The 22159-nt window shown below is 59.9% G+C and carries 15 protein-coding genes; 11 read left to right on the plus strand and 4 right to left on the minus strand.

The genetic code is table 11. The features are described 5' to 3' along the window. Window position 1: 1 nt before the first annotated feature. Together qhpR and JBE38_RS05810 are read right to left on the minus strand one after the other, a co-directional pair. Complete coding sequence (gene qhpR / locus JBE38_RS05805; protein WP_240202427.1) at window positions 2–1000, minus strand: AraC-like transcriptional regulator QhpR; 999 nt, start codon at window positions 998–1000, stop codon at window positions 2–4. Between the two features lie 320 nt (window positions 1001–1320). After that, window positions 1321–1917 (minus strand): TetR/AcrR family transcriptional regulator, encoded by a 597-nt coding sequence (locus tag JBE38_RS05810; protein ID WP_126871080.1) that lies wholly within the window; start codon window positions 1915–1917, stop codon window positions 1321–1323. 119 nt (window positions 1918–2036) lie between these two features. On the opposite strand from JBE38_RS05810, the gene JBE38_RS05815 reads away from it, so the two are divergent. The 3 genes from JBE38_RS05815 to JBE38_RS05825 are packed head-to-tail and all read left to right on the plus strand — an operon-like array spanning window position 2037 to window position 7766. After that, entirely contained in the window at window positions 2037–3194 is a 1158-nt protein-coding gene (locus tag JBE38_RS05815; RefSeq protein WP_205343824.1) for a MexC family multidrug efflux RND transporter periplasmic adaptor subunit, read from the plus strand. 27 nt (window positions 3195–3221) lie between these two features. Then, on the plus strand, window positions 3222–6353 hold the full coding sequence (locus JBE38_RS05820) for an efflux RND transporter permease subunit (RefSeq protein ID WP_205343825.1): 3132 nt from the start codon (window positions 3222–3224) through the stop codon (window positions 6351–6353). Window positions 6354–6356: 3 nt separating this feature from the next. Beyond that, window positions 6357–7766, plus strand: a complete 1410-nt coding sequence (locus JBE38_RS05825; protein WP_205343826.1) for an efflux transporter outer membrane subunit — start codon at window positions 6357–6359, stop codon at window positions 7764–7766. A gap of 97 nt (window positions 7767–7863) precedes the next feature. Here the strand turns inward: JBE38_RS05825 and JBE38_RS05830 are convergent, their stop codons facing one another. Next, entirely contained in the window at window positions 7864–8430 is a 567-nt protein-coding gene (locus tag JBE38_RS05830) for a TetR/AcrR family transcriptional regulator (protein ID WP_161548091.1), read from the minus strand. 530 nt (window positions 8431–8960) lie between these two features. Between JBE38_RS05830 and JBE38_RS05835 the strand changes: the two genes are divergently transcribed. Then, window positions 8961–11072 carry a 3-hydroxyacyl-CoA dehydrogenase NAD-binding domain-containing protein gene (locus JBE38_RS05835; RefSeq protein WP_205343827.1) on the plus strand — a complete coding sequence of 704 codons (2112 nt, stop codon included), beginning with the start codon at window positions 8961–8963 and terminating at the stop codon, window positions 11070–11072. Window positions 11073–11202: 130 nt separating this feature from the next. Then, a complete protein-coding gene (locus JBE38_RS05840; RefSeq protein ID WP_205343828.1) occupies window positions 11203–11985 on the plus strand; it encodes an SDR family NAD(P)-dependent oxidoreductase in 783 nt (260 codons plus the stop codon). 8 nt (window positions 11986–11993) lie between these two features. Here the strand turns inward: JBE38_RS05840 and JBE38_RS05845 are convergent, their stop codons facing one another. Next, the gene (locus tag JBE38_RS05845; RefSeq protein WP_205343829.1) at window positions 11994–12575 is read right to left on the minus strand and encodes a TetR/AcrR family transcriptional regulator; all 582 of its coding nucleotides are present in this window, start codon (window positions 12573–12575) and stop codon (window positions 11994–11996) included. A gap of 403 nt (window positions 12576–12978) precedes the next feature. On the opposite strand from JBE38_RS05845, the gene JBE38_RS05850 reads away from it, so the two are divergent. The 6 genes from JBE38_RS05850 (at window position 12979) to JBE38_RS05875 (ending at window position 22155) form a co-directional block, all read left to right on the plus strand. Beyond that, entirely contained in the window at window positions 12979–14403 is a 1425-nt protein-coding gene (locus JBE38_RS05850; protein ID WP_205343830.1) for a DUF1329 domain-containing protein, read from the plus strand. Window positions 14404–14424: 21 nt separating this feature from the next. Further along, the gene (locus tag JBE38_RS05855) at window positions 14425–16071 is read left to right on the plus strand and encodes a DUF1302 domain-containing protein (protein ID WP_342592904.1); all 1647 of its coding nucleotides are present in this window, start codon (window positions 14425–14427) and stop codon (window positions 16069–16071) included. Between the two features lie 8 nt (window positions 16072–16079). Beyond that, complete coding sequence (locus JBE38_RS05860; RefSeq protein ID WP_205343832.1) at window positions 16080–18482, plus strand: efflux RND transporter permease subunit; 2403 nt, start codon at window positions 16080–16082, stop codon at window positions 18480–18482. Between the two features lie 10 nt (window positions 18483–18492). Then, window positions 18493–19437: a WD40/YVTN/BNR-like repeat-containing protein gene (locus tag JBE38_RS05865; protein WP_205343833.1), complete on the plus strand. Its 945-nt coding sequence runs from the start codon at window positions 18493–18495 to the stop codon at window positions 19435–19437. A gap of 244 nt (window positions 19438–19681) precedes the next feature. Further along, window positions 19682–20965: an acyl-CoA dehydrogenase family protein gene (locus JBE38_RS05870; RefSeq protein ID WP_205343834.1), complete on the plus strand. Its 1284-nt coding sequence runs from the start codon at window positions 19682–19684 to the stop codon at window positions 20963–20965. A gap of 56 nt (window positions 20966–21021) precedes the next feature. Further along, the gene (locus JBE38_RS05875; RefSeq protein WP_205343835.1) at window positions 21022–22155 is read left to right on the plus strand and encodes a saccharopine dehydrogenase family protein; all 1134 of its coding nucleotides are present in this window, start codon (window positions 21022–21024) and stop codon (window positions 22153–22155) included. Window positions 22156–22159: the final 4 nt, after the last annotated feature.

The raw sequence follows: 22159 nt of genomic DNA on the forward strand, positions 1-22159 counted from the left end.
TTTACCCCAGCGTGTGTTGCATGCGCTGTTTCCACTTTTGCGGGCTGACGCCGTTCCAGCGAGTGAAAGCGCGGGAAAAGCTGCTCAGGTCAGCGTAACCCAACAGGCTTGCCACCTGCGTCAGACTGATCGATGAGTCGCAAAGGTAGCGCACGGCCATCGCCTGGCGGGTATCGTCCAGCAACTCCTGGAATTGTGTGCCTTGTGCCCGCAGATAGCGTTGCAGGGTGCGCTGGCTGATCATCAGGAACTCGGCCATGTCGCGAAGCGTGACCGGGCCATGGACCAGTTCAGTGCGCAGGCGGTTTTGCACGTAGGAAGGCAACTCTTGCAGGGTTACGCAGGCGAGCTCGTCGAGATGTTGCTGGGCCAATTGCTGACACCGGGTGTCTGTCGCTCCCAGGGGGATCGCCAGCAATGACTCATCAAAAACCCAGGCATTGACGGGGCTGCCAAAGCGCGGGGGAATACCCAGCAGAGCACGATAGGCAACGCGGTGGGGTGGAGCACCGTGGCGCAATAGCAGAGCGCTCGGTTTCCAGGCGTGTCCCAAGAGTTCGCGGAGCAGACACGCGGCAATTCCCATCGCCAACTCCACTGTCTGACGTACCGAGACCAACGTTCCGTCAGTGACATCGTACAAAAGCCGGGCGCTGCCGGCCTGACGTTCAAGGCTTAGCAGCGCGCCGTCGCTATGGATAGGGAAATAGCGTGTCAGCAGATTCAACGCCTCACCCACATTGGCTTTACTGCGCATGGCGTACAGCAGGGTACCCAGACTTTGCGTGCCCTGGTGCAAGCCGAACTGTAAGCCGAACAGAGGATTGTCCGAACGCACCGCACACAACTCGACCAAGGCATTGAACTGCGCGCCGGAAAGTTGAGCATCCAGCGGCTCTTCAGGCAGACCCATTTCGGCCAGTAGCGAGTTCGCATCGATGCCCTGACTGACAGCAAATGCCTTGAACCCCCACAGAGCAGCGCCACGGACAGTGGACATCAGATTGACCCTCCGAATGACGAGCCGTCTCTGGCCTGGGCGGCATTGGCACGATATGCAAAATTTCTGGCGCGATCTGCAAAGCTTTCACCCTGGTATCGAGACCAGACTCGAACCACCAATAACAAAAAACCTGCGTTCGGCCCCACGCTGGACGGTGGAGGTGTTCGATGCGTCGGTCTCTGTTCGCTTTGCTGGTAGTCGCACTGATTTCGGGGGCGCTGTATTTTCAGCCGCGCTCCGCTCACCACACTGTTGCTCATCATTCCAATCACCCACCGGTTGCCGGCATCAGCGATGCCTTCACACATTTCTGAGCACTACAGTGCACTTTCCTGTGCAGAGGCGTGCTCGCGGAACTCGCCACCAGAGAGCGCTCCGTGCAGGAACATTTGCTCAAGCGTGCGTGCCGAATCGGCGTTGGCAGCACGCCCGCGCTGCTCGGCATCTACCAGGCCGTAGATCAGCGTGATGAACAGCTCGGTAAATATCGCGGCGGTGATGTCGATGCGGAACAGCCCTTTTTGCTGACCTCTCAGGAAGAACCCATCCAGCGCCTCCAGGTAAAACTGCCAGCGTGTGTCGCCCCGTTCGAAGTCGAGAAAGTCAGGGCGGTATTGCGCCATCAGAAAGGCAAGCAGTTCGCGATGGGCAAGGTGCTCACGGATCAGTCGACGCAACGCGTCCAGTGGTTGCAGGTGCTGCAAACCGGCGCTGCGGATAATCATATTGAGCGTGCCTTCGGCATATTCCTCCAGTCGCTGCCCCAGATTTTCCCGTGTTCCGCAGTAGCGGTGCAGGGTCGCCTTGCTCACGCCTGCCAATTGCGCCAGCTCTTTCATGGTCGCCCGCGGTCGGGTGACGACCGCCACGGTCAGCGACTTGAGCATTTGTTCATCATGGGAGTTCGGGGTCATCACCACGCCTCAAGCGATGTTTATACAAGAATCACACATTTCTCACGTGAGACAATGTTGACTCATTAGGGTTTGGAAAGTAGCATTCGCACCAAATTCAATCAAGCCTTGGGTGAGTTATGGGCAATTTGCGTGCAGTAGGGATGGCGGGCTCGCTGGCAGCAGCCATTGCATTGGCCGGGTGTGGACCCGCGAATGAACCAGTGGATGTAGCCGAAGTGGCGCGCCCGGTAGAGGTGTTGGCGGTGAAAACGGAGCCTCTGGCACTGACTTCAGAGCTGCCGGGCAGGGTGGAACCCGTGCGGGTCGCGGAAGTGCGCGCTCGTGTACCTGGCATCGTGATGCAAAAACGTTTTGAAGAGGGCGCCGACATCAAAGCCGGTGACCTGCTGTTCCAGATCGATCCGGCACCGCTCAAAGCGGCCTTGTCTCGCGCCGAGGGTGAACTGGCCCGTGCGCAATCCGTTGCACTTGAGGCACAGGCACGGGTCAAGCGCTATGAGCCCCTGGTGAAAATCGAGGCGGTCAGCCAACAGGATTTCGACAGCGCCATGGCGGACCTGCGCAGCGCTCAGGCAGCCACCCGCTCAGCCCAGGCTGATTTGCAAAGTGCCCGCCTGAACCTCAGTTATGCATCGGTGACTGCGCCGATTTCCGGTCGCGTAGGTCGTGCCCTGGTCACTGAGGGGGCCTTGGTCGGTCAAGGTGACGCCACGCTGATGGCGCGGATTCAGCAACTGGATCCGGTGTATGTCGACTTCACCCAGTCGGCTGCTGATGCACTGCGTCTACGCGAATCGCTCAAGGGCGGAAAGCTCTCCGATGACGACAACAAGGCGTTGTCGATTCGTGTCGACGGCACCGCTTACGAGCGCCAGGGCGCGCTGATGTTTACCGATGTCGCCGTAGACCGTGGCACTGGCCAGGTGTCGCTGCGCGGCAAGTTCGCCAATACCGACGGCGTGCTGTTGCCTGGCATGTTCGTGCGCGTGCGCACACCACAAGGCACCGACAACCAAGCCATTCTCGTGCCGCAACGCTCGGTGCAACGCGGCAGCGATGGCGGTGCCCAGGTGTTGGTGGTCGGTGCCGACGACCGCGCCGAAGCACGCACTGTGGTAACCGGCGCGATGCAAGGTTCGCGCTGGCAGATCAGTGAGGGGCTGAAGGCTGGCGATAAGGTGATTGTCAGCGGCCTGAGCGGCCTGCAGCCGGGCGCCAAGGTCGTACCTGGGCAGCCCCAAGCGCAGGCTCAGTCGCCTGAGTCGAAACAGTAAGGGCGCTGTCGCCTCGAGGATATTCCGATGTCTCAGTTTTTCATCAAGCGCCCGAATTTCGCCTGGGTGGTGGCGTTGTTCATCTCTCTGGCCGGTCTGCTGGTCATCCCGATGCTGCCGGTGGCGCAGTATCCCAACGTAGCGCCGCCGCAAATCAAGGTGACGGCAACCTATCCGGGCGCCTCGGCGAAGGTGCTGGTGGACTCGGTCACCAGCGTGATCGAAGAGTCGCTCAATGGTGCCAAGAACCTGCTGTATTTCGAGTCGACCAACAACTCCAACGGTATTGCCGAGATTGCAGTGACGTTCCAGCCCGGAACGGATCCGCAACTCGCTCAGGTCGACGTGCAGAACCGCCTGAAAAAGGCTGAAGCCCGCATGCCGCAAGCAGTGCTCACCCAAGGCCTGGAGGTGGAACAGACCAGCGCCGGTTTCCTGCTGATCTATGCGCTCAACTATAAGGAAGGCACCCAGCACAGCGATACGACCGCGCTGGGCGACTACGCCGCGCGCAATATCAACAACGAACTGCGCCGGGTGCAGGGCGTCGGCAAGCTACAGTTCTTCTCCTCTGAAGCTGCGATGCGCATCTGGCTCGACCCGCAGAAACTGGTGGGTTATGGGTTGTCCATCGACGACGTAAGCGCTGCCATCCGCGGACAGAACGTGCAGGTACCGGCCGGCAGCTTCGGTAGTACGCCGACCAGCAGCCAGCAGGAACTGACAGCCACTTTGGCGGTGAAAGGGACGCTGGATAACCCAGAGGAGTTTGCGCGCATTGTCCTGCGTGCCAACGAGGACGGCTCTACAGTCAAGCTGAGCGATGTCGCCCGCGTGGAAATCGGTCAGGAGAGTTACAACTTCAACTCGCGCCTCAACGGCAGACCTGCGGTGGCGGCGGCCATCCAGTTGTCTCCCGGCGCCAACGCAATCCAGACCGCAACCGCGGTCAAGGAACGTCTCGCCGAACTGTCGGCGTACTTCCCGGATGACGTGGAGTATTCCGTCCCCTATGACACCTCGCGTTTCGTCGATGTCGCGATCGAGAAGGTGATTCATACCTTGATCGAAGCGATGGTGCTGGTGTTCCTGGTGATGTTCCTGTTCCTGCAGAACATCCGCTACACATTGATCCCGTCGATTGTGGTACCGGTGTGTCTGTTGGGCACGCTGCTGATGATGTACGTGCTGGGCTTCTCCGTGAACATGATGACCATGTTCGGCATGGTGCTCGCGATCGGCATCCTGGTGGACGACGCCATTGTGGTGGTGGAGAACGTTGAACGGATCATGGCCGAGGAGGGGTTGTCTCCGGTCGACGCCACGGTGAAGGCCATGGGGCAGGTATCGGGCGCGATCATCGGTATCACCCTGGTGCTGTCGGCGGTGTTCATGCCACTGGCGTTCATGTCCGGGTCGGTGGGGGTGATCTATCAGCAGTTCTCGGTGTCGCTGGCGGTGTCGATTCTGTTCTCCGGTTTCCTGGCACTGACGTTCACCCCGGCGCTGTGCGCCACGCTGCTCAAGCCGATTCCACAGGGCCACCATGAAAAGCGCGGCTTCTTCGGCGCCTTCAACCGTGGCTTCGCGAAGCTCACCGAGCGTTATTCGATCCTCAACAACGGGCTGGTGGCACGTGCCGGCCGGATGATGTTGGTGTATGTGGGCATCATCGCCATGCTCGGCTACTTCTATCTGCGCCTGCCCGAGTCGTTCGTACCGGTCGAAGACCAGGGCTACATGATTGTCGACGTTCAGTTACCACCAGGCGCGACCCGTACCCGCACCGAAGCGACCGGCGAGCAACTGGAGCGCTACCTCGCTTCCCGTGACGCGGTCCAGTCGACGTTCCTGGTCTCTGGCTTCAGCTTTTCCGGGATGGGCGACAACGCAGCGCTGGCATTCCCGGTGTTCAAGGACTGGTCGCTGCGTGGCGAAGATCAATCGGCCATGGCGGAAGTCACGGCGCTGAACGAGCAATTTGCCGTGACCAACGACGGCGCAGTGATGGCGGTACCGCCGCCACCGATTGACGGTCTGGGCAACTCCGGTGGTTTCGCGTTGCGCCTGCAGGATCGCGCGGGTCTGGGCCGTGAAGCGTTGCTTGCCGCCCGCGACCAGGTGCTCGGTCAGGCCAACGGCAACCCGAAAATTCTCTACGCAATGATGGAAGGTCTGGCCGAGTCGCCGCAATTGCGGGTGGTGATCGACCGTGACCAGGCTCGCACCCTGGGTGTGAGTTTTGAATCGATCAGCAACGCTCTGTCTGCCGCGTTCGGTTCGCAGGTGATCAACGACTTCACCAACTCCGGCCGTCAGCAGCGCGTGGTGGTGCAGGCCGAGCAGGGCGAGCGCATGACTCCGGAAAGCGTGCTCAAGCTGTACGTGCACAACAACGCCGGCGATCTGGTGCCGCTCAGTGCTTTCGTCACCACCCACTGGGAGGAAGGTCCGGTGCAAGTGGTGCGCTACAACGGTTATCCGTCGGTGCGCATCGTCGGTGATGCGGGGGCGGGATACAGCACCGGTGAAGCCATGGCGGAAATGGAGCGAATCGCGGCGCAGTTGCCGGCCGGTTTCAGCTACGAGTGGACCGGTCTGTCATATCAGGAGAAGGTCTCCAGCGGCCAGGCTACGCAACTGTTCGCGCTGGCAATCCTCGTGGTGTTCCTGTTGCTGGTGGCGCTTTACGAGAGCTGGGCGATTCCGTTGACGGTAATGCTGATCGTACCGATCGGCGCCATCGGTGCGGTCCTCGCAGTCATGGTCGCCGGCATGCCCAACGATGTGTACTTCAAGGTGGGGTTGATCACCATCATCGGTCTGGCCGCGAAGAACGCGATTCTGATTGTCGAGTTCGCCAAGGAACTCTGGGAGAAGGGTTACAGCCTGCGTGACGCCGCCATCGAGGCCGCGCGCCTGCGCTTCCGGCCAATCGTGATGACTTCCATGGCCTTCATCCTCGGCGTGGTGCCGCTGGCATTGGCGACCGGAGCAGGGGCGGCGAGCCAGCGGGCAATCGGTACCGGTGTCATCGGTGGGATGCTCAGCGCGACGCTGCTGGGTGTGCTGTTCGTACCGATCTGTTTTGTCTGGGTGCTGTCGATGCTGCGCAGCAAGCCGGCTCCCATTGAACAACCTGCTTTGACTCAGGAGTGACTCATGCGTATTTCAGCTTTTTCTACGCTGGTGGTCGCCATGCTGCTGGGCGGCTGCTCATTGGCGCCCACTTATGAGCGGCCCGCTGCGCCGGTTGCCGATCACTGGATGGAAGGGTCGATGAAGCGGGGCAGTTCGATCAACCCGTTGGCGTGGGAGGCGTTCATCGTCGATCCCGACTTGCGTCGTCTGGTGTCGATCGCACTGGACAACAACCGTTCACTGCGCCAGACCCTTCTGGACATCGAGCAGGCCCGGGCCCAGTACCGCATCCAGCGGGCCGACCGGGTACCCGGTCTGAATGCCGGTGCATCCGGCAATCGTCAGCGCCTGCCGGCAGATCTGGCCAGCAACGGGCGGGCGGGGGTTGCCAGCAGCTATCAGGTCGGCCTGTCGCTGCCCGAGTACGAGCTGGATCTGTTTGGCCGGGTGAAGAGCCTCAGTGATTCCGCGCTGCAAGAGTACCTGGCCACCGAAGAGGCGGCTCGCGCCGCGAAGATCGCGCTGATCGCCGAAGTCAGCCAGGCTTACCTGGTTCACGACGGCGCCCAGCGTCGCCTGGATCTGACCCAGCAGACCCTGATCAGTCGCGAATACTCGTTCATGCTCATCAGCCAACGTCGTTCCAACGGCACAGCGACTGCCCTGGATTACCAGGAAGCGTTGGGGCTGGTAGAGCAATCGCGCGCAGAACAGGAAAGCAACCTGCGCCAGAAACAGCAGGCCTTCAATGCGCTGGTGTTGTTGCTCGGCAGCAAGGATGCCGCGAAGTCGATACCCGACAGGCTGTCGACGGAGCCGATGCTGGTTCAGGACATCGCACCTGACACCACCTCGACATTGATCGAACGCCGGCCCGACATCCTTGCCGCCGAGCATAGGCTACAGGCGCGCAATGCGGACATCGGTGCTGCACGGGCGGCATTCTTTCCGCGCATCAGCCTGACGGGCAGCTTTGGCACGTCCAGCGCACAAATGTCCGGTTTGTTCGACGGCGGCTCACGCTCCTGGAGTTTTGTGCCGAACCTTTCACTGCCTTTATTTGATGCAGGCCGCAACAGTGCCGGGCTCAAGTTGGCGGAAGTCCGCAAAGACTCCGCGGTTGCGGCGTATGAGGGCACGATTCAGACGGCGTTTCGCGAGGTCGCCGACGCATTGGCCGCCACCGACACCTTGCGCCGGGAAGAATCGGCACGACGCGCATTGGCCGACACCAGCAGCGAGAGCCTGAAATTGGCCAAGGCACGTTATGAAGGTGGCATTGACAGTCACCTGCGTTACCTCGACGCCCAGCGTACCAACTTCGTCAACGAGACGACGTTTATCGAAGTCAGCACTCAGCGGCAGATCGCTCTGGTCGATCTGTTCCGTTCGTTGGGCGGAGGATGGTCAACGCAAAAAACCGTCAGGTAAAGCCTGGCAAGAGCTCTTTTGGTTGGCGCATCCAACCTTTTTGCCCCGTAGACCGAGAGGTCACGGGGCTTTTTTTTGCAGGAAATCCGAGTGAGGGTTACTGGGCACGCGTGGCACTGGCAGCGCCATGCAGGAACATCTGCTCCAGCACATTGGCCGAGTTGGCACTGGCCGCACGCCCACGGCGCTCGGCATCGACCATACCGAAGATCATGGTCAGGAACAGCTCGGTGAAAACGGCAGCGGTGACGTCGATGCGAAACACGCCCATCTGCTGGCCACGCAGAAAAAAAGCATCCAGGGCATCGGCGTAAGACTGCCAACGGTCGCCCTCACCATTAACCGTAAACGTGTCAGGGCGGTACTGAAAGAGCAGGAAAACCAGCATTTCACGATGAGCCAGGTGCTCATTGATCAGGCTGCGCAACGCCTGTCCTGGTTCACCGTGCAATAGATCGGTCGTGGTGGTGATCTGGTTCAACACCGTCTCACCATGGCTTTCCATTATTTGCACAAGGTTTTCACGGGTGCCGCAAAAGCGGTGCAGCGTGGCCTTGCTCACGCCAGCCGCCTCTGCCAGCTCCTTGAGCGTCGCCCGAGGGCGATCAACGATGGCCAGGGCCAACGCCTTGATGAGTCTTTCGTCTTGAGGAGTCAGGGACATCAGTCAGTCTCGATCGAATTTCAATGCCAGGAATTGTGCAGGAAAAGCTCAATACTGCAACGAAAACCGTAGAAATCAAGGAAGTTAGTTCATTTGAGACACTATCAGCTCAGTGCCCGATATTCAGACCTGCCCACTGTGCCAGGCGCTTGACTGTCATGAACTGCAAAATACATGGCGCGATCTGCCAAGCTTTCGCAGCGGTCATTATCCAGAATCGAAACCTTCAATAACAAAAGACACTGCATTTGGCTCCCGCCGGATGACGGAGGTTTACGATGCGCTCTATTCTTTTTTCCTGCCTGGCCTTGACGCTTGTTTCCCTCGCCATCTACGCAATTCATAGTTTCTACTCGTTGGGTTCCTACGGTGGTTTCAGCCCGGTGAGCTCGACTCTGACAGCGCAGCCGTATTCCGCTTATCCCGTTGCCAGCATTGGTGATGTTTTCCGCAATTTATAACAAACCGCCAATTCTCGACCTTCGAACACGCCATCTCAACACCCTGAAAATGCCTGCAAGGGACACCCTATGTGTGACCTGATCCATTACCGTGTCGAAGAAGGCTTGGCCCTGATCGGTCTGAACCGTGCGCCGGTCAACGCACTCGACCAGTCCCTGCGTGCCGCACTCATTGATGCCTGTGAGCGTGCCGCTACCGACACGACGGTGGCAGCGATGATTCTGTATGGTGTGCCGGGACTGTTCAGTGCCGGTGCCGATATCAAAGAATTCGGAACCGAAGCCTGCTTCGCCGAGCCTGACTTGCCGGGCATCCTGACGCACCTGAGTGCCATTCATAAACCACTGATTGCTGCAATTGACACGCTTGCATTAGGAGGAGGGCTGGAGCTGGCGCTGGCCTGTGGTTACCGGATTGGAGCACCCGATGCGCGGGTAGGGCTGTCGGAAATCCATCTTGGCCTGATGCCCGGCGCTGGCGGAACGCAACGCCTGCCCAGGCTGATAGGCGCCGAATCGGCTTTGAACCTGATCTTGTCAGGTGAACAGATCGATGCCGAGCGCGCCCGTATGCTCGGCATCCTCGACCGTGTTTCCTCCAGCACTGACCAGTTGCTGGAGGAGGCTCGGGCTTATGCCCATGAGCTGATTGACTGCTGTGCCCCGGCACGGCCCGCCGAAGCCTGGCCAAACCCCACCGAGGGTTTACCCGATGGTTTCCTGACGCGCTATCGCGCGGAGCATGAGCCCCGCTGGAAAAGCCGATTGGCGCCCAGGCTGGTGCTTTCAGCGTTGGAAGCCGCTTGCCTGTTGCCCATGGAAGAGGGATTGGTGCGCGAATTGACGCTGTTCAAGCAGGCTGAAGCGTCACGTCAGTCAAAAGCATTGCGGCACGTGTTCTTTGCAGAACAACAAGCACGACGGACGCCCCGAAGTGAACCTGCCGATACTTCGCGCAAGATCAACAAGGTTGCCGTGATCGGTGCAGGCACCTTGGGCGGAGGTATCGCAATGAGCTTTGCCGATGTTGGCATTCCCGTGGCGCTGATGGAGCTTGATGGGCGCACACTGGATCGTGGTCTCAAGCGAATTCGCGAGAACTATCAACTCAGCGTCAAACACGCAAAGCTGAGTAACGTACAGGTGCAGCAGCGCATGGAGCTGTTGTTTGGCACGCTCCACTACGCAGACCTCTCGGATGCCGACCTGATCATTGAGGCGGTATGCGAAAAGATGGAGAGCAAGCAACAGGTGTTCCTCGCGCTGGAAAATGTCTGCAAGCCGGGCGCCATTCTTGCGACTAACACGTCGTCGCTGGATATCGAAGCGCTCGCCAAGACGGTCTCCCGGCCACAGAACGTCATCGGCATGCATTTCTTCAGCCCGGCCAATGTTATGCGCCTGGTGGAAATTACCTCCTGCCAGGCCACAGCGGCGGGCGTGGTAACCGCTGTCGTGGACATCGCCAGGCGTATCGGCAAACTTCCGGTCATGTCCGGTAACAGCGCGGGCTCCATCGGCAATCGCATGCTCGAACCCTATGCCCGCGAAGCCCACCGACTTGTACTGGAAGGGGCAACGCCGGCGCGGGTTGATGCTGTGCTGACCAGTCTGGACTTGAACATGGGTGTATTCAGCATGCTGGATCTGGCAGGCATCGATGTGAGCTTTCTGATGCGCGACGCCAACCGGGAAGCCATTGCCCATGACCAGAGCTACTGCTGCCTCGCCGAGCAACTGTATGCCTTGGGGCGGTACGGGCAAAAGACCGGACGTGGCTTTTACCTCTACGAGGGACGCAGCCGTACCGAAGATCAGGAAGTCATCACGCTGGCCGAACAGCTTGCCCGTGAACTCAACATATCTCGGCGCAGCATCGAAGACCTGGAGATTCATGACCGTTGCCTGTTCGTGATGATCAACGAAGGCATTCAATTGCTGGATGAAGGTGTCGCACTGCGCGCGAGTGACATTGATCTGGTCTGGATCAACGGCTACGGCTTTCCCGCTCATCTCGGTGGCCCGATGCATTACGCCGAGCAATTGGGCTTGAACACGGTACTCAGCCGCATTGATCACTATCGCCGCACGCTTGGCGAGTACGGTGATATGTGGTTTCGCCCGGCAGCGCTTCTGGAGCGACTGGTCGCCGCCGGCAGATCCCGCATCGAAAAAATCTGAAATTCCCTTTCTCCGGGGGCGGGCAGGTCATGCGGGCGACCACGCATCAAGCTCATGCCTGGCCGGTTCCGGAGGAAGGGGCCTGTTTGCCCGCAGCGCGCGCCAGCGTCATTCATTTGGAGGTGTACTGATGACTCATGATTTCGTCCAGAATTTTTCCCTTGCCGGCCGAACGGTATTGATCACTGGCGCCTCCAGCGGCATTGGGGCATATCTGGCCCGGGTCGCTGCGCATGCCGGCGCCCGGGTCGTGCTGACTGCGCGGCGCGTCGAAAAGCTGGCGCAAGTCGCCAAGGACATTGAGTGGGATTGCGGTCAGGCGCTGTCGCTCGAGCTCGACGTGACGGATCGGGGCAGCGTCGAGGCGGCGTTCGATAAGGCCCAGGCGCATTTCGGTGTGGTTGACGTGGTGCTCAACAACGCTGGAATCGGTAACGGGCAGCGCCCGCTGGAGATCAGCGAGGAGCAGTGGCGCGCAATGCTGTCGACCAATCTGGATGGTGTCTGGCGTGTAGCCCAGGTTGCGGCGCAACGGCTGGCCAGCACCGGGCGCAGCGGCAGCATCGTCAACGTGGCGTCGATCCTCGGGTTGCGCGTCGGCACCGGTTACAGCCATTACTGCGCGGCCAAAGCCGGGGTGGTGCAACTGACCAAATCACTGGCGCTGGAACTGGCGCGGTACAACATTCGGGTTAACGCCATCGCGCCGGGCTACTTCAAGACGCAGATGAGCGAAGCCTTTTTTGACGACGAAAAGGGCAACCATTACATCCGCGATCAGGTACCGATGCGTCGGTTGGGCCAATTGCACGAACTGGCCGGTCCCTTTTTGCTGCTGGCCAGCGACGCCGGTGCGTTCATGACCGGTAGCGTGTTGGCGGTGGATGGCGGCCATCTGGTCAGCAGCGTGTGAGGATTGCCTCAGTGACTGGCTACCAGCAGCAATAGCGCTGTGCAAGCTGTCTCGGTCTCGGCTCTCAATCTCGACAGGTCACCATGGGCGGACCACGCGATGGTCAGCCCGTCAACCAGCTGGATCAGAAGTCGACTTGTCGCCTTCAGGAACGGCTTCCCCAGCTCAGCCCCGATGGCGCGTTCCAGCGCCTGCTCGGTCGCTTCAATGGCCACCGAGTAAATCTTGCTGGCCATTTCCGGGTCATTGCGCATTGCCCAGAAGAACAGCTCGGTCTGCGCCTTGGCTGCATCCGGATGATCGATGAACCAGGTGATCAACTGCCGCAGGACTTCGGCAGCGGTCTCGCCGGCAGTCGTTCCGGCGGGCACATGTTCCAGTGCTTGAGGGGGCAGGCTGAACAGCGATTCATAGACGGCATAGAACAGGTCGTTCTTGGTATGGAACACGTAATGCAGTGATGCCAACGGACAACCGGCGGCCGCCGCAATACGGCGGGTCGTGGCATTGGCCACGCCGTGCTCGGCAATCACTTTGATCGTGGCTTCGACGAAATCCTGCCGGCGTAATTCAGCGCCCATTCTGGCCATAGATCAGCAATCTCCTATATTCCTGGCCCCTGCGTAATGGCAGGGGCAGTGTCGACGCTAGCGGATGCTACAGCAATGAATCGCCAAACGTCATCGGCGAAAAGACACCCTCAAGCACGTGCACCATTATTGGTAACGATCGTTTCGTAAATTCACAAACAGGTGCGTTCTAACGAAACACGGGAAACGTTTTGCAAAAATTTTATCGGCTCTACTGTCCCGATGACCTCGCAATCGATTGATAAAAAACAACTATTTCCAACCCCTCGATTCTTGGCACCAGCCTTGCTTTGATCAATCGACTTGGTCAACTGATCAAGTCAGTTGATTAGGTTCGCGCAGGCAACGTGTTACCACCGTCCAGACGGCCCCGTTGCTGATCAAGGCTCACGAGGATCCACCCATGAACACAGTGATTGAGCGCCCCAATAACAAGGCTTCTAAAGGTGTCGTCATCAGGTATCTGGTCGCGGCTGTTGCCGCATCGGCCTTTTTCTGTACTGCGCAGGCGGCAGACCAGGATCCTGCATTACTTGGCACCAAACTGACCCCACTGGGAGGCGAGGCAGCAGCCAGTGCCGATGGTGTGATTCCCGCCTGGGCACCACCCGGACCACAAGGTGGCGGCTGGAGCCACGGCCAGGTGCGAGGCCAGCAATGGAAGTTCAAGGATGACAAACCGCTGTTCAGTATCGACTCAGGCAATGTCGCGAAGTACTCGAACAAGCTTTCACCTGGCCAGGTGGAAATGTTCAAGAAGATTCCCGGCTACCGGATGGATATTTACCCGACGCGGCGCAGTTGTGGGGTGCCGGACTTCGTTGCAGAGAATACGAAGAAGAACGTCGGCTTCGCCAAGCTCGACGGCGATGGGCTGGCGCTGCAGGAAGCCTACGTGCCCGGCATTCCCTTTCCGTTTCCAACCTCGGGAGCCGAGGTGATGTGGAACATGAAGATGCGTCATCGCGGCGTGGGCTTCGATATGTCGAAAACCGTTTCCGGTATTTCGCCGCGCAAGGGCAGTGAAGAATGGCTACGAACGTCTACCGATTGGTTCATGTACACACCATGGGGCGTAAAGGGCAGCGCGCTGTTCTCTTCATTCGATCGGTTCGAAGTCGCAACCTACTTCAGCTACACCGAACCTGCGGCCCTTGCCGGGCAAGCCGGGGTGGTAACGACCAAGGCCGGCGAGCAAGCCACCACGTTCTATTACTTCCCGGGCCAGCGCCGGGTGCGTCGCATGCCGGCGTACTCCTATGACGCACCGCAGATCGGCCTGGACAATCAATACACCATCGATGAGTCGAATGTGTTCTTCGGCCCCATGGACCGCTTCGACTGGAAGCTGGTCGGCAAGCAGGAAATGCTGGTGCCCTACAACTCGTTCGGGGCCTACGACAATTCGGCGAAGATTGAAGAGGTCGCCAAGCGCGATTTCATCGCCCCCGAGTCACGTCGCTATGAGCTGCATCGCGTCTGGGTCGTCGAGGCCACCGTCCGCCAGGGCATGCGCCATCAGGCGCCGAAGCGTCTGTTCTACATCGATGAAGACAGCTGGAACGCGCTGATGGCGGTGGACTACGACAAACAAGGGCAAATCTGGAAAGTCCGCGAGGGCTACACGATCCCGGTGTACGAGACCGGCACCTGCGACATGGAAGCCCAGGCGCAATACAACCTGGTTGACGGTCGCTACCTGTACGACATGACCTCTATCGGCACCGGCAAGAACGACCATCGCTGGCTGACCGACGGGGCCGGCAACCCGCGTCTGAAACGCGACTTCTACACCTCAGACAACCTGCGCGCCACCAGCGAACGCTGACGGCGGCTTTCGGGAACAGACATGAAAAAAATAATCAGTAGAACCTCAGGTCTTGTCATTGCGTGTGCAACCCCATTTGCCATGGCGTTCACCTTTGAAACCGAAAACGTTCGTGGCTCATTCGATTCCACCCTCGCCGTGGGCATGGGGCTGCGCACCGAATCGCGCGGCTGCAACCTCATCACCAGCAGCCCCGGCGGGCACAATCCACCCGGCGGCTGCCTGGCGCCCAGCGCCAATATTGGTGATCAGGGCGACTTGAACTACAACCGCGGCGACCTGTTTACCAACTACATAAAAGGTACCCATGAGCTGGTGCTGAAATTTCCCGAGGACTACACGTTCATGGCGCGCGGTAGCTGGATCCGCGATTTTGCGGCGACCGACACCAGCGGTGCGTTATCGGCCAACCGACCTGAAGGGGTCGGTAGCGACGGTCTCACCAGTAGCGCCCGGGACGACCTGGAGTTCAAGGCGCGCCTGCTGGATCTGTGGGTGAGCAAAAGTTTTGATGTCGGCGACCAGCGTGTTCGAGCGCGCTTGGGCAATCAGGTGATCAACTGGGGGGAAAGCCTGTTCGCTGCCGGTGGCATCAACAACACCAACGCCTACGATGTCATGGCGTTGTCGCGCCCCGGCACCCAACTCAAGGAAGCCTTGCTGCCGGCACCGATGCTGAGCCTCGCGTCGGGGCTTGGCGCCGGGGTGAACATCGAGGCGTATTGGCAGTTCAGCTGGAACAAAAGTGAATTGCCGCCGGTGGGCAGCTATTGGTCTACCACCCATGCGCTGGGCGAGGGCCGGGGCGCCTACGGTTACGACGAAAAAAAAGCACGCAATGGCGGCCAATGGGGCGTGTCGCTGCGCTGGCAACCCGACAATACAGATCTGAACCTCGGCCTGTACGTGATGCGTTATCACGACAAGCTGCCGTCACTGGCCGTGCAGGTGCTGGATCCGCAAACCTTCGCCGTGGCACAGACCTGGGAGTATCCGGAGGACCGCATGATGTACGGCGTCAGCGCCAACATGCCGGTCGGCGACTGGGCATTGGGCACCGAGCTGTCATATCGCCCCAAGGATGCGGTACCGCTCAACCCGGTCATCGACGCCTGTGCCAGCAACGGTGGCAAATGCTGGAAAGACCAGAAAAAGCTGCAATGGCACCTGACCGGCATCTACAGCATGACGCCGTCCAACTCGCCGACTTTGCTCGACTTCACCGGCGCCAGCACCGGAACCTTGCTGAGCGAACTGGTGGTCGTGAAATACCCCGGCCTGCATAACGACTACGCCGGCGAACCGATCGCCGCCGGCCTCAATACCTGGCAACTGGACCCGGCCGTTGCACCGAGCGCAAAGGGCAACAAAACCTCCTCCGGCATCAGCCTCGATTTGAGTCTGACCTATGACAACACGCTGATTCCCGGCTGGCAGGTCACGCCCGGAGTGTTCTACTCGCGATCGATCAAGGGACGCACCCCCAATCTGTCGGCAACCTTCACCGAAGATGCCAGCAGCATGAACCTGTACCTCAACTTCGTGCGCAATCCTGCGAGCTGGCAGATCTCGGCCAATTACGCAAAGTTCATGGGCGGCAAGACTCCTTACGATCAACTGCTGCGTGATCGCGATTATGTCGGCCTTGTGGTTTCCCGAACCCTGTGAGGCGTACCGTGAACAGTTCCCTGAAAATGAAGGAAACCAAGGTGCGCGGCGTGTTGCCGCGCATCGAACAATGGTTGTTCTCTCACCGCCGGTTGACGCTGCTGACTCTGGCGATGTTCACCTTGGGCATGGCCTGGTTTGCCGTGCAGTTACGCATGGAAGCCGGATTTGAAAAGCAGTTGCCCATTGGCCACGAATACATCTCAACCTTTGAGACCTATCGCAATGACTTGCTCGGCGCGAACCGGCTGACGGTGGTGGTCAAGGCTCGCCAGGGGACGATCTGGAGCCAGGCCGGGCTCAAGCGTCTTTACGACGTCACCCAGGCGCTGATGTTCCTGCCCAACGTGTCGCGCAGCAGTGTGCGTTCGTTGTGGACACCCAACGCGTTCGTCAACGAAATCACTGAAGAGGGGTTTCGTGCCGACCCGTTGGTGCCAGGGACAGTGACGCCCGAAAGTCTCGATGAGACGAGCATCTCAATGATCGCCAACTCGACGGCGCAGGGCGGTTTTATCGGCACGCTGGTGGCCCGCGACCAGGGCAGCGCGATGATCACCGTGGATCTCAACGAGTTCGATGCAGACGGGCAGCGCCTCGACTATGTGGCGTACAACCGGGTACTTGAGCAACAGATTCGCAATCAGTTCGAGGACAAGGACTTCGAGATCCAGATCATCGGTTTCGCCAAGCAGATTGGCGACATTGCCGTTGGTGCTTCGGCGGTCCTGGCGTTCTGCTTGCTGGCCTTGCTGCTGACGGCAGCTGCGGTGTACTGGTACTGCCATTCGCTGCGCTTCACCTTGCTGGCAGTGGGTTGTTCACTGGTGTCACTGATCTGGCAATTCGGCGCCTTGCGTCTGCTCGGTTATGGACTGGACCCGTTGGCAGTGCTGGTGCCGTTTCTGGTGTTTGCCATTGGAGTGTCCCATGGCGTGCAGCAGATCAATTTCATCATCCGCGAGATCGCCGGCGGCATGTCGGTGGAAGGCGCGGCGCGGGCCAGCTTCAGAGGGTTGCTGATTCCCGGCACGCTGGCGTTGGTCACCGCATTGGTGTCGTTCGTGACGTTATTGCTGATCCCGATTCCGATGGTGCGGGAACTGGCAATCACCGCTTCGCTCGGCGTGGCATTCAAGATCGTCACCAATCTGGTAATGCTGCCGGTCGTCGCTTCGATGCTGCGGGTGGAGGGGGGTTATGCCACTGCCGAGGAAATTTCTCGCCAGCGCCGCGCCCGCTGGTTGCACGGGTTTGCCCGGTTGAGCGAATGGCGCAATGTACGCTGGGTGTTGGGCATGGCCGTGCTGATCTTGGTCATGGCAGCCTGGCAAAGCCATGATCGAGTCGTCGGTTCTTTACAGGCCGGGGCACCGGAATTGCGCGAGGACGCACGCTTCAATCGGGATGCGGTGTCGATTGCCAACAATTACGACATCGGTCTGGACTGGCTCAGTGTGGTCTTCGAGGTCAAGGTCGAAGCCGGCGCGAACGACTGCGAAGACGTCGCGCTCGGCCAGTACCAGGATCGCTTTGTCTGGGCCATGCAAGGTGTGCCTGGTGTGGTGTCGGTCACCTCGTTTTCCAACAGCCTGCGACAGTTCAACGAGGGCTATAACGAGGGCAACCCGAAAATGAACGCGGTGCCCATCGACCCGACCAATTACTCGTCGATGGCCGCCGAGGTGGCTCGCGTGCCTGGCCTGATGCGGCCCGATTGCAGCATGACAGCGGTGCATCTGTTTCTCGCCGACCACAAGGCGACGACCATTCACCGAGTGATCGCCGCGGCCAAGGCGTTCCGTAGCCAGTTCACTCAGCCCGGCGTGAGTGTACGTCTGGCGTCCGGTAATGCCGGGGTGATTGCGGCGATCAACGAAGAGGTGGAGCGCAGCGAGCTGCCAATGATGCTTTACGTCTACGCTGCGATCGCGCTGCTGGTGTTCATTGTCTACCGCGACTGGCGCGCCGTGCTGGTCTGTTGCCTGCCGCTGACGTTGGGGACCTTCATCGGCTACTGGTTCATGAAGGAACTGCAAATCGGCCTGACCATCGCAACGTTGCCGGTCATGGTACTGGCCGTCGGTATCGGCGTGGATTACGCCTTCTACATCTATAACCGTCTGCAACTGCACCAGGCCCTGGGCCAGCCGATCAACAAAGCCGTCGAACTCGCGTTGCTGGAGGTCGGCGTCGCGACGATTTTCACCGCCATCACCCTGGCGGTGGGCGTCGCCACTTGGGCGTTTTCCGATCTCAAGTTCCAGGCAGACATGGGCAAGCTCTTGGCCTTCATGTTCCTAGTCAACATGGTCATGGCCATGACCGTTCTCCCGGCATTCGCGGTGTGGCTGGAGCGTACATTCCCGCGGCGGCGCCCTGTGCGTCTGATCGGCTCACTGGTGCATTGAGGAGGCTGCGATGCGAAACCTGATTTCTTTACTCGTTCTGATGTTGCCGGCGTTGTTGCAGGCTTCGCCCTTGTCGGCCGTACCGGCGACACAAACGGCCAACGCCAGTGCGGCCACACTGTTGAGCGTCGCCAGGGCTGGGGAGCGAACCGTTGCCGTCGGTGATCACGGTGTGGTGCTGCTGTCGGACGATTATGGCCGGCATTTGCGCCAGGCAGCTTCCGTGCCGTTGTCCACGCCTTTGACCGGTGTGTCCTTCGTCGACGCCAGGCAGGGTTGGGCGGTTGGTCATTGGGGCGCCATTCTCGCCACCCGCGATGGTGGCGACGCCTGGCAGGTTCAGCGCCTGGCCAGTGCAGAAGATCGGCCGCTGTTTGCCGTGCATTTCTTCAATCCGATGCAAGGGGTGGCGGTGGGGCTGTGGTCGCTGGTGCTGACTACCGATGACGGCGGCAATACCTGGATCGAGCAGAAACTTGACGCACCGCCTGGATCGACTCGTGCCGACCTGAATCTGATGGGGCTGTTTGCCGACCGTGAAGGGCACTTGTACGCCACCGCCGAACACGGGCAGTTGTTGCGATCGGACGATCAGGGCAAGCACTGGCGCTATCTGGATACCGGTTACAGCGGCACGTTGTGGACGGGGGCGGTGCTGGGCGATGGCTCGTTGCTGGTGGGCGGGCAACGCGGCACGTTGCTGCACGGCTCCGCCGACGGCGCACGCTGGCAGCGCGTACCGCTGCAAAGCAAGAGCTCAGTCACCGCCATCGATGTTTCCGGGCAGACAGTCATTGCGGTAGGGCTCGACGGCTTGCTCGTGCGCAGTGACGACGGTGGCCAAAATTTCCATGAGCAACCCAGCGGCGACGGGGTTTCGCTCACGGCGACACTGCTGAACGGGGATGGCTCGCCGATCGTGTTTTCCCGTAGAGGCGTCGTTTCTCGGCGCTGATACCCGCGTGGATGTTGGGAGGCCGGCGCTACACCGGTTTCCCGGCAGTTCAGCGCGATTTTTCTCAAACAAACTGCTGATTTCCGGCCGGTTTTCCCGTGCCTGAAGAAGTCCTTGCGGGCTCAAAATAATAAACATAACGGATGTTGCGTTAAATAATTCCGCTTGTTAGAGTCGATGACAAATAACAAGACGCAGAACGTTGCAAGCGCAGCGGCCTGCCACTCTCGATGGAGGTACTCTGATGATCTCGCTCAAGTCGACACTGACACTGCCAGCCGCCGGACTTTCCGGTTTCGAAACCCCGCTGACGGAAGAGGAGGCTGCGATTCAGGCCTCCGTCCATCGCTTCGCCAAAGAGGTGTTGCGGCCATTGGGGCGCGAACTGGACCGCATGACCCCTGAAGAAGTCATTGCCCCAGGTTCGCCTTACTATTCATTGTTCGGCGAGTTCGCCAAGCTCGGCCTCGACCCGGCCCTGTTGGCACAGTTGCCGCCGGACATGGCGGTGCGGATCGAATCGCTGATCGGCGAAGAACTGGGATGGGGGGATGCCGGCCTGGCGGTCTCGTTGGGCTGCGCCGACTTCCCGCTGCAAATGGCCATCGCTGCTGGCAATGCCGAGTTGGTCGAGCTCTGCCAAGGCCGGATCGGCTGCTGGATGGCCACCCAGCCCGACCGTGGCAGCGACAACCAGATCTTTGACATGGCTCGAGACTGGCCAGCGGGCAAACCCGGCAATATTGGCAACCTGACCGCCAAAGTGGTCGGCGATGAAGTCATCCTCAATGGCCAAAGCTCCGCGTGGGTCTCCAATGGTGCTATCGCACAGGTCGCCCTGGGCTTGGTCTGCGCTGATTACGGTGATGGTTTTTACGATGCGAACGGCCGGCCGCACGGGATTGCGTTGATCATTCCGCTCGACCTCAAAGGCGTATCCAAAGGCAAGCCGCTGGACAAGATCGGCCAGCGCTCCTTGCCGCAAGGCGAAATCTACTTCGACAGCGTGCGAGTGCCGCGCCGCTTTGCCATCGCCGAGCAAGACAACTATTACGGCGCCGTCAGCTCCTCCTGGTCGTTTGCCGGAACCCACATGAGCCAGGTGTTCACCGGCGTCGCACGCGCCGCGTTCGAGATGACCCTGCAGTATTGCCATGAGCGCCGCCAGGGCGGGCATCCGTTGATCGACCACCAGATGACGCGTCTGCGCCTGGGCGAAATGTTGCGCCGTGTCGAGGCTGCCCGTGCGGTCGCGCGACGCTCATTGAGCTTCGCGCGCCTGTCGCCACAGACCCATCCCTACGCGACAGCCTCCGCCAAGGTCACGGTGACCGAAGAGGCAATGGCCGTCGTACAAGAGGCTTTCCGCCTGTTCGGCGGCAACGGCACCACCCGTGAATACCCGATCGAAAAACTGTTGCGTGACACCCAGTCCTCATTGATCGAGGACGGTGAGAACCGTGTCTTGACCATGCGTCTGGGGCTGCTGGCCCAGCAGCTGTATGCCGAAGGCTGGGCGAACAACTGACCCAGAAGATTCACCCGACATCACTCATCCAAAAACAACAAATGAGGTAAACCCCGATGGCCAAATATCCTGTCGTTGTCTATGGCGCCAGTGGTTACACCGGCATGCTGATCATGGACTGGTTGATCGACCAGCGCATCCCGTTCACCGCCGTGGCACGCAACGCGGCGCGTGCTCAGGAAATGATGGCGCAACGCGTCGTCGGCCTTGAGTCGGCCACTTACGAAATCATCGAGTGTGCCCACGAGGTCGACGCGTTGGTTTCAGTGTTCAAAGGGGCGCGAGTGGTCTGCAACACGGTCGGCCCGTTCATCAACTTTGGCCTGACTGCCGTTGAAGCGGCATTGAAAGCCGGCTGTCATTATCTGGACCCGGCCGGGGAGCAAGCGCACATTCGTGCCTTGCGTGATCAGTTCGGCGAGCTGTATCGCCAGGCCGGGCTGCTGCTGTCGCCATCGCTGGCGTACATGTACACCTACGCCGAGATCGCTGCCGAGCTGGCCCTGGAAACTCCGGGCGTCGATTCGCTGGAAACGGCGACGCTGACCCGTGGCCCACGGACCGGTGCCGCCGGCGTAACCGTTGGGTCAACCGCGACCATTTTCGAAGGCGTACGTTATCCCGGTGCCTACCTGTGGGAGAAGGAATTGGTGCCTTATGCGCCGAATGCCAGCTTCAACGTAGTCTGCCCCGATCTGCTGGAAGCCGTGTTTTGCCTGCCCTGGGGCGGCACCTCGCTACCGGTGTTCTTCGAAGAGGATGGCCGGGTGCGCAGTTGCATGTCCTGTGTCGGCTTCTACGACAACCCGGTGATGAAAATGGTCCACGGTCTAGGTGAGAAGTGGGAAGCCGAATACAAGCACCTGCCCAAAGAACAGCAGGACGCAGTGATCCAGAGTCTTGTGCAATCGACCACCCCGAGCATGCCACCACGTGAGCGCAGCACCTTGCAACGCACCGTCGACTTCGCTATCGGACGCGGTCAACTGACCGCCGTGCGAGCGACCGTACACGGCATCACGCCTTACATCGCCACCGGGGCCTTGCATGTCGCGGCAGTGGTCAAACTGTTGAATAACGACACCGCCAAGACCGGTTTCGCCTCGGCCTCCAAAGCCTTCGGTCATCGCTACCTGCTGGGTTTCCTCGAGCAGCGTGGCCTGGCTCGCGCAACCATTACCCAATTGTGAAGTG

Origin of the sequence: Pseudomonas sp. ICBG1301 (genome assembly GCF_016918385.1) — a bacterium.
Classification (GTDB): Bacteria; Pseudomonadota; Gammaproteobacteria; order Pseudomonadales; family Pseudomonadaceae; genus Aquipseudomonas; species Aquipseudomonas palleroniana.

Coding starts and splice junctions, on each gene's coding strand:
- qhpR (WP_240202427.1), bottom strand. CDS start 1,000: ATGTCCACTGTCCGTGGCGCTGCTCTGTGGGGGTTCAAGGCATTTGCT.
- JBE38_RS05830 (WP_161548091.1), bottom strand. CDS start 8,430: ATGTCCCTGACTCCTCAAGACGAAAGACTCATCAAGGCGTTGGCCCTG.
- JBE38_RS05870 (WP_205343834.1), top strand. CDS start 19,682: ATGATCTCGCTCAAGTCGACACTGACACTGCCAGCCGCCGGACTTTCC.
- JBE38_RS05835 (WP_205343827.1), top strand. CDS start 8,961: ATGTGTGACCTGATCCATTACCGTGTCGAAGAAGGCTTGGCCCTGATC.
- JBE38_RS05810 (WP_126871080.1), bottom strand. CDS start 1,917: ATGACCCCGAACTCCCATGATGAACAAATGCTCAAGTCGCTGACCGTG.
- JBE38_RS05865 (WP_205343833.1), top strand. CDS start 18,493: ATGCGAAACCTGATTTCTTTACTCGTTCTGATGTTGCCGGCGTTGTTG.
- JBE38_RS05815 (WP_205343824.1), top strand. CDS start 2,037: ATGGGCAATTTGCGTGCAGTAGGGATGGCGGGCTCGCTGGCAGCAGCC.
- JBE38_RS05855 (WP_342592904.1), top strand. CDS start 14,425: ATGAAAAAAATAATCAGTAGAACCTCAGGTCTTGTCATTGCGTGTGCA.
- JBE38_RS05875 (WP_205343835.1), top strand. CDS start 21,022: ATGGCCAAATATCCTGTCGTTGTCTATGGCGCCAGTGGTTACACCGGC.
- JBE38_RS05825 (WP_205343826.1), top strand. CDS start 6,357: ATGCGTATTTCAGCTTTTTCTACGCTGGTGGTCGCCATGCTGCTGGGC.
- JBE38_RS05840 (WP_205343828.1), top strand. CDS start 11,203: ATGACTCATGATTTCGTCCAGAATTTTTCCCTTGCCGGCCGAACGGTA.
- JBE38_RS05845 (WP_205343829.1), bottom strand. CDS start 12,575: ATGGCCAGAATGGGCGCTGAATTACGCCGGCAGGATTTCGTCGAAGCC.
- JBE38_RS05850 (WP_205343830.1), top strand. CDS start 12,979: ATGAACACAGTGATTGAGCGCCCCAATAACAAGGCTTCTAAAGGTGTC.
- JBE38_RS05820 (WP_205343825.1), top strand. CDS start 3,222: ATGTCTCAGTTTTTCATCAAGCGCCCGAATTTCGCCTGGGTGGTGGCG.